This window comes from Streptomyces sp. ISL-11 (assembly GCF_018614525.1).
In the GTDB taxonomy this organism is placed as follows: Bacteria; Actinomycetota; Actinomycetes; order Streptomycetales; family Streptomycetaceae; genus Streptomyces.
The window spans coordinates 1-5,159 of record NZ_JAGGOL010000219.1; the positions used below are offsets into that span (position 1 = coordinate 1).

The following is a 5,159-nucleotide window of genomic DNA, read 5'->3' on the forward strand; positions in this document are numbered from 1 at the left end:
AAAGGGGCCAGCACCTCTCGGTCACCTCGCCGACGCCGTCCCCCGCCCTGCGGCCGTGCCGGAGCCGGCAGAACCACCCGCTGAAACAACTCCCACAGGCCCTCCGATGCCATCCGCTCGACAAGCGCAGCAGTCATCACCCCAGACTGCCGCAAGATCACACCAACTGAAATGACGTCTTAGAGACAGGCTGTCTCCGACGCACTGTCGAGCCGGGGGGTGCCCCGTCGGGCTCGGCGAGGCCCCGGGCTGAAGGACCGGGGCTAGTTGAGCAGCCCCGGCAAGGGATCATCCGCCCAGCTCAGCGCGCCCTTCCTCGCGGTTTGAGCGCCACCGGCGGTAGTTCGGGAGCAGGCAGTCGGATCCCGTCGTGGCCGTGCACCGTGCCGAATCGGGAGCCGGTCATCCAGTCCGAACGGGCCTGTGCGATATCCTCGTGGGAACGACCGACGAAGTTCCACCACATGACGATCCTCTCCTCGAAGGGCTCGCCGCCGAGCAGCATGAAGGAGCTGTTCACGTCGGCGCGCAGCGGCAGTTCGGAGCGCCCGCAGCCGAGGTAGAGCATGGCGCCCGGTGCCAGCCGTACCCCGTCGACCTCGGCCTCGCCGGACATCGTCAGCGCCGCGTACTCGAAGTCGGGTCGCAGCGGCAGCCGGGCGGAGGCGCCCGCGGCGAGGGTGATGTCCGCGCCGACGAGGGGGCTGAAGGCGGTGGCGGGCGAGGCCGCGCCGTCCAGCTCGCCCATGAGGACCGTGGCGCGCAGGCCGCCGCCGCTCACCAGGGGCAGCTCGGCGTGGTGCTCCCATGCCGGCGCCGTGTGCCGGTGCGCGTCCGGCAGGGCCACCCACAGCTGGGCGCCGTGCAGCAGCGGCGCGTGCTCGCGCGGCGACTCCTCCGAGTGCGCGATGGCCTGTCCCGACGTCATCAGTCCCAACTGTCTCGGGCGCAGCGTCTGCAGGCTTCCCAGGCTGTCGCGGTGCAGCACCTCGCCGTCGTGGAGCCAGCTGACCGTCTGCAGGCCCATGTGCGGATGCGGAGGCACCTGCATGCCGGGCTCCCGGGCGATGTCGTCCGGCCCGTAGTGGTCGACGAAGCACCACGCCCCCACCATGCGCCGCCCGAGACCGGGCAGCAGACGGCGCACCACGGTGCTCTCGCCGAGCGGTACGTTCTTCGCGGGCAACAGCTCGCGCACCGGCCGGGCGGAGACATCGTCAGGGCCGCCGCAGGCGGTCGGCGCGGGCTGGAGATCGAGGTTGCTCATGGACGCACTCTGCCATCCCGTACCATCACCCGGCATCGCCTGTGGACAACTTCCGCCCGGCCCCTACCGGTTTGCCGCGCGGCGCTCCGCCCACCCGGCGTACACACCGGCCGACGCCGCGACGAGCGCGGAACCCAGCAGCCAGCCGCCCACTACGTCCGACAGCCAGTGCACCCCCAGATAGACCCGGGTGAGGCCCACCCCCACCATCGACACGGCGCCCGCCACCAGCGCGGCGCACACCACCTGTCGCCGCACTCCGTGCAGCCACAACAGCCACACCAGCAGTCCGCAGGCCACGGTCGCGCTGAGCGCGTGCCCCGAGGGAAACGCCTGGAAGTGCGCGGTGGCCACCGGATCCGGCCACCGCGGCCGGTCCCGCCCGACCGCGGCCTTGATGCCCTGCTGCAACGCCGTGCCCAGCAAGGACGTGCCCGCGACCCAGAGCGCGAGCGGCCACTCCCGGCGCCGTACGAGCCAGAGTGCCGCGACGGCGAGCGCGGCACGCATCGTCCAGGGGTCCCACACCCAGTCCGACAGCACCCGCACGGCATGGGTCCAGCCGTGGTGTTCGACGGCCACCGGATGCAGCCCGTCCGCGATCCGCCGGTCCAGTGACTCCAGCGGACCCCATGCGCCGGCCACGAGGGCCAGGAGGACGAGGAACAGCGCGCACAGGACCGCTCCCGCCCCCTTGCCCGTGAAAGCGGGAGGCCGGGGCCGGGCGGTGGGTGCGGGCGAGGGGCGCGTCGCGGGATGCATCGTCAGATCCTCGCCCATGGGACGCCCGCGTCACCACCCGAGCTACCTCAGCGCGCTGAGTCCCGGCACGAAGGTCACCAGCAGGGGCACCACGGGCACCAGCGACGCCACGGCCGTCAGCCGCAGCCGCCGCGCCGCCGTCAGCCGCGGCGCGGGCGCCAGCAGCCGGTGCACCCGGCCCGGCACCTGCGACAACTGGGCCGGGCACGGGCCGAACACGCCCCGGTCCTCGTTGAGTTCGACCAGCGCCAACGCGGTCGTCAGCCGGCCGAAGCGCCGTGAGGCGGCGTCGTCCGCCGCCAGCTCGACCAGGTGGTGGACCTGGTCGCGGAACGCGGCGAACACCGGCACCTGCGGGAAGCCGTTCGCCAGCGCCGAGGAGGAGTGCAGCAGCCAGTCGTGCCGGGCCCGCGCGTGCCCCTGCTCGTGCGCCAGTACGGCGTCGAGCCGGGCACCCTTCAGCCGGCGGAGCGCCCCCGTGGTGATGACCAGCTGCGAGGCCGAACCGCCGCGCAGCCACCAGGCGTCCGGCCGCTCGCCCTCCAGGACGACCAGTTCCTCCGCCCCGGGTTCCTCGCCGGGCAGCCGGGGCGAGCGTACGACCAGCTCAGCGCGCCGCTGCCGGCGCCGGGCCCGTGCCCAGCCGATCTCGCGGGTGAGCATCGCCGCGGTCCACACGGCCCCGCACGCCAGGGCCACGGCCAGTGGCGCGGCCCATGAGCCGTAGGCGGTGAGCGCGTACGCCTCCACCACGCCGCGCGGGGCGATCGCGAAGACGTGGCCGCGCACGGCCTCCCAGGCCGCGGCGGCGCTCAGCGACATGGCGAGGACACAGCACAGCAGTACGGCGGCCACCACGCACTGCCACATCCACAGGGCCACGACGGGTTCACGGTCGGGCCAGTCGGCGCGGGTCAGCACGCGCGGCGCCATTGCCGCGACCAGACCACCGAGGACCAGCAGCGCGAGCGGGACCATCATGGCGGCAGCCTATGAGCGCGGCACCGCTCGGCGGTACGGTCCCGGGCGGGAAGTGACGGATGCCACGGGCGCGGCCCGGTGGCCCGTTCGGCGACCCGCCCCGGGCCTGTTCCCGAGTTCGTTCACAAGGTGAGCAGCATCGCCAGCATGCCGATTCCCATGGACAGTCGGCAGGCGTTGGTGAGATTGGGCCGGACCGGCCAGGAGACCTCGCCGGACGCGGCGGTCACCACCGGCACGAGCACGGCCACGGAGCGCACGACGTACACGGCGAAATACACCAGCAGCAGGCCGGTCAGCAGGGGAGTGCCCGCCGGTTCGCGCATCCCGGCCGTGTGCCCGGTGTGGCCGGCCATGGGGGCGCCGGCCATCGCCAGCGCCATGTAGACCATCGCGAACGCCCCCACGGCGTGGTGCAGATGGTGCGGCTCCGTGCGCCCCCGCGCCGCCCCCAGCAGTGAGCGCAGGCCCGCGACACCGAAGACGACGGCGAACAGGGGCGCGCCCCAGGGGCGGGGGTCGAGCACGGCGGTCGGTACGGCCATGACGGCCATGCCGAGCCCCATCAGCGCGTCACCGCCGGTGGCCCGGCCCTCCGGTTCCGCGGTGATCCGTATTCTGGCCAGGCAGTACGCGCCCGTGGCGGCGCACAGCACCACCAGCAACCAGCCGACCAGCGGCGGTCCGTGCACGGCACACCTCCCGGACGCGCAGGCCTACCCCCGGAGGATTCCCGCTCCTTCGCTGTACATGGGAGCGCATCGGCGCACAGGGGGAGCGCAGGGCCTTCTGCTGTGCGCCCGCGCACACGCGGTCGACCGTTCCCGGAGCACGCGCCCGCCCGCTCCGCCGGCCGTTGCCGCCTCAGATGCCCGGGCGATACCGCAGCGGGTGCCCCTCCGGCACCTCCACCACCGCCACGCGCACACCGTCCGGGTCCGCGATCCACATTTCGATCAGCCCCCAGGGCTTCCTCTCCGGCGGCTCCAGGATCTCGACGCCCTGCCGGACGAATTCCTCATGCGCGGCCGCCGCGTCCGCGACCTGGAACCACAGCTCCAGACCCGGCCCCGGCGGACCGTCGGCGCGGCCGGAGACCTCGAGGAAGCCGCCGCCCAGGAAATAGACGGTGCCGCGCTCCGGGCCCGTACCGAACTCGCGGTAGACCGCCAGGCCGAGCTGCCGGCCGTAGAAGGTCCGGGACCGCTCCGGATCGGTGGGCCGCAGGAGCAGCCTGCTGCTGAGTACGTGCACCATGACCGCGACTGTACGCACACCCGGCCGGGTTAGTGTTCGTACGGAACCGAAATGGGCCGAAGCCTACGGAGAGGACCTCCCGGAGACCATGGAAACCGCCAGCAGCCGCACCGCAGAGCCGACCTTCCGCGCGGCGACCGCCGCCGACGTCCCCGACCTCGTCGCCCTCGTCGAATCGGCGTACCGCGGCGACGACAGCCGCGCCGGATGGACGACCGAGGCGGACCTGCTGGACGGCCGGCGGACCGACCCCGACGGCGTCATGGCCGTGGTCGAGGACGAGAACAGCCGCCTGCTGGTGGTGGAGGCCGGCGGCGAGACGGTCGCCTGCTGCCAGCTCGAACACCGGGGGACGCACGCCTACTTCGGCATGTTCGCCGTCCGGCCCTCCCTGCAGGGCGCCGGTCTCGGCAAGGTGATCATCGCCGAGGCCGAGCGAATCGTCCGCGCCGAGTGGGACGCCCGTGAGATGCACATGACCGTCATCCGGCAGCGCGACGACCTGATCGCCTGGTACGAGCGCCGGGGCTACCGCCGCACCGGGCGGATGAGCCCCTTCCCTTACGGGGACGAGCGCTTCGGCATCCCGCAGCGCGACGACCTCGAATTCGAGCTGCTGGTCAAGGAACTGGCGTAGGACGCACCGGAGACGGGCCGGCATGAGGCCCGCCGGTGGAAGCGGGTGAGTCGGTAAGGGGCTCCGTCCGTGGACGGAGCCCCTTACCGGCAGGTCACAGCCGGCCCGCCTCCACCAGCCGCCGCAGGAAGCGCCGCGTGCGCTCCTGCCGCGGCTCGCCGAAGACCTCGGCGGGTGTGCCGCGCTCCAGCACCACACCGCCGTCCAGGAAACACACCTGGTCGGCGACGTCCCGGGCGAAGCCCATCTCGTGGG

At 73.2% G+C, this 5,159-nt stretch carries 6 protein-coding genes and 1 pseudogene; 1 reads left to right on the forward strand and 6 read right to left on the reverse strand.

Going from position 1 to position 5,159, the window contains the following annotated elements; genetic code table 11:
- The 6 genes and pseudogenes from J7E86_RS30570 to J7E86_RS30595 all read right to left on the reverse strand — a co-directional run.
- Nucleotides 1-137 (reverse strand): annotated as a pseudogene (locus tag J7E86_RS30570) (IS5/IS1182 family transposase); the annotation flags it as partial.
- Nucleotides 138-301: 164 nt separating this feature from the next.
- Nucleotides 302-1,267, reverse strand: coding sequence for a pirin family protein (locus J7E86_RS30575; RefSeq protein ID WP_215086070.1), 966 nt, complete (start codon nucleotides 1,265-1,267; stop codon nucleotides 302-304).
- Nucleotides 1,268-1,330: 63 nt separating this feature from the next.
- Nucleotides 1,331-2,029, reverse strand: a complete 699-nt coding sequence (locus J7E86_RS30580) for a phosphatase PAP2 family protein (RefSeq protein WP_215086071.1) — start codon at nucleotides 2,027-2,029, stop codon at nucleotides 1,331-1,333.
- A 42-nt stretch (nucleotides 2,030-2,071) separates the two neighbouring features.
- Nucleotides 2,072-3,010 (reverse strand): M56 family metallopeptidase, encoded by a 939-nt coding sequence (locus J7E86_RS30585; protein WP_215086072.1) that lies wholly within the window; start codon nucleotides 3,008-3,010, stop codon nucleotides 2,072-2,074.
- A 122-nt stretch (nucleotides 3,011-3,132) separates the two neighbouring features.
- Nucleotides 3,133-3,702, reverse strand: a complete 570-nt coding sequence (locus tag J7E86_RS30590; protein ID WP_215086073.1) for a DUF5134 domain-containing protein — start codon at nucleotides 3,700-3,702, stop codon at nucleotides 3,133-3,135.
- A gap of 172 nt (nucleotides 3,703-3,874) precedes the next feature.
- Entirely contained in the window at nucleotides 3,875-4,267 is a 393-nt protein-coding gene (locus J7E86_RS30595; RefSeq protein WP_215086074.1) for a VOC family protein, read from the reverse strand.
- 88 nt (nucleotides 4,268-4,355) lie between these two features.
- On the opposite strand from J7E86_RS30595, the gene J7E86_RS30600 reads away from it, so the two are divergent.
- Nucleotides 4,356-4,904 carry a GNAT family N-acetyltransferase gene (locus J7E86_RS30600; RefSeq protein ID WP_215086075.1) on the forward strand — a complete coding sequence of 183 codons (549 nt, stop codon included), beginning with the start codon at nucleotides 4,356-4,358 and terminating at the stop codon, nucleotides 4,902-4,904.
- Nucleotides 4,905-5,159 lie beyond the last annotated feature (255 nt).

Bases quoted from the DNA above. Each gene is read 5' to 3' on its own strand.
- J7E86_RS30580 (WP_215086071.1), bottom strand. From the start codon at position 2,029: ATGCATCCCGCGACGCGCCCCTCGCCCGCACCCACCGCCCGGCCCCGG.
- J7E86_RS30595 (WP_215086074.1), bottom strand. From the start codon at position 4,267: ATGGTGCACGTACTCAGCAGCAGGCTGCTCCTGCGGCCCACCGATCCG.
- J7E86_RS30575 (WP_215086070.1), bottom strand. From the start codon at position 1,267: ATGAGCAACCTCGATCTCCAGCCCGCGCCGACCGCCTGCGGCGGCCCT.
- J7E86_RS30585 (WP_215086072.1), bottom strand. From the start codon at position 3,010: ATGATGGTCCCGCTCGCGCTGCTGGTCCTCGGTGGTCTGGTCGCGGCA.
- J7E86_RS30600 (WP_215086075.1), top strand. From the start codon at position 4,356: ATGGAAACCGCCAGCAGCCGCACCGCAGAGCCGACCTTCCGCGCGGCG.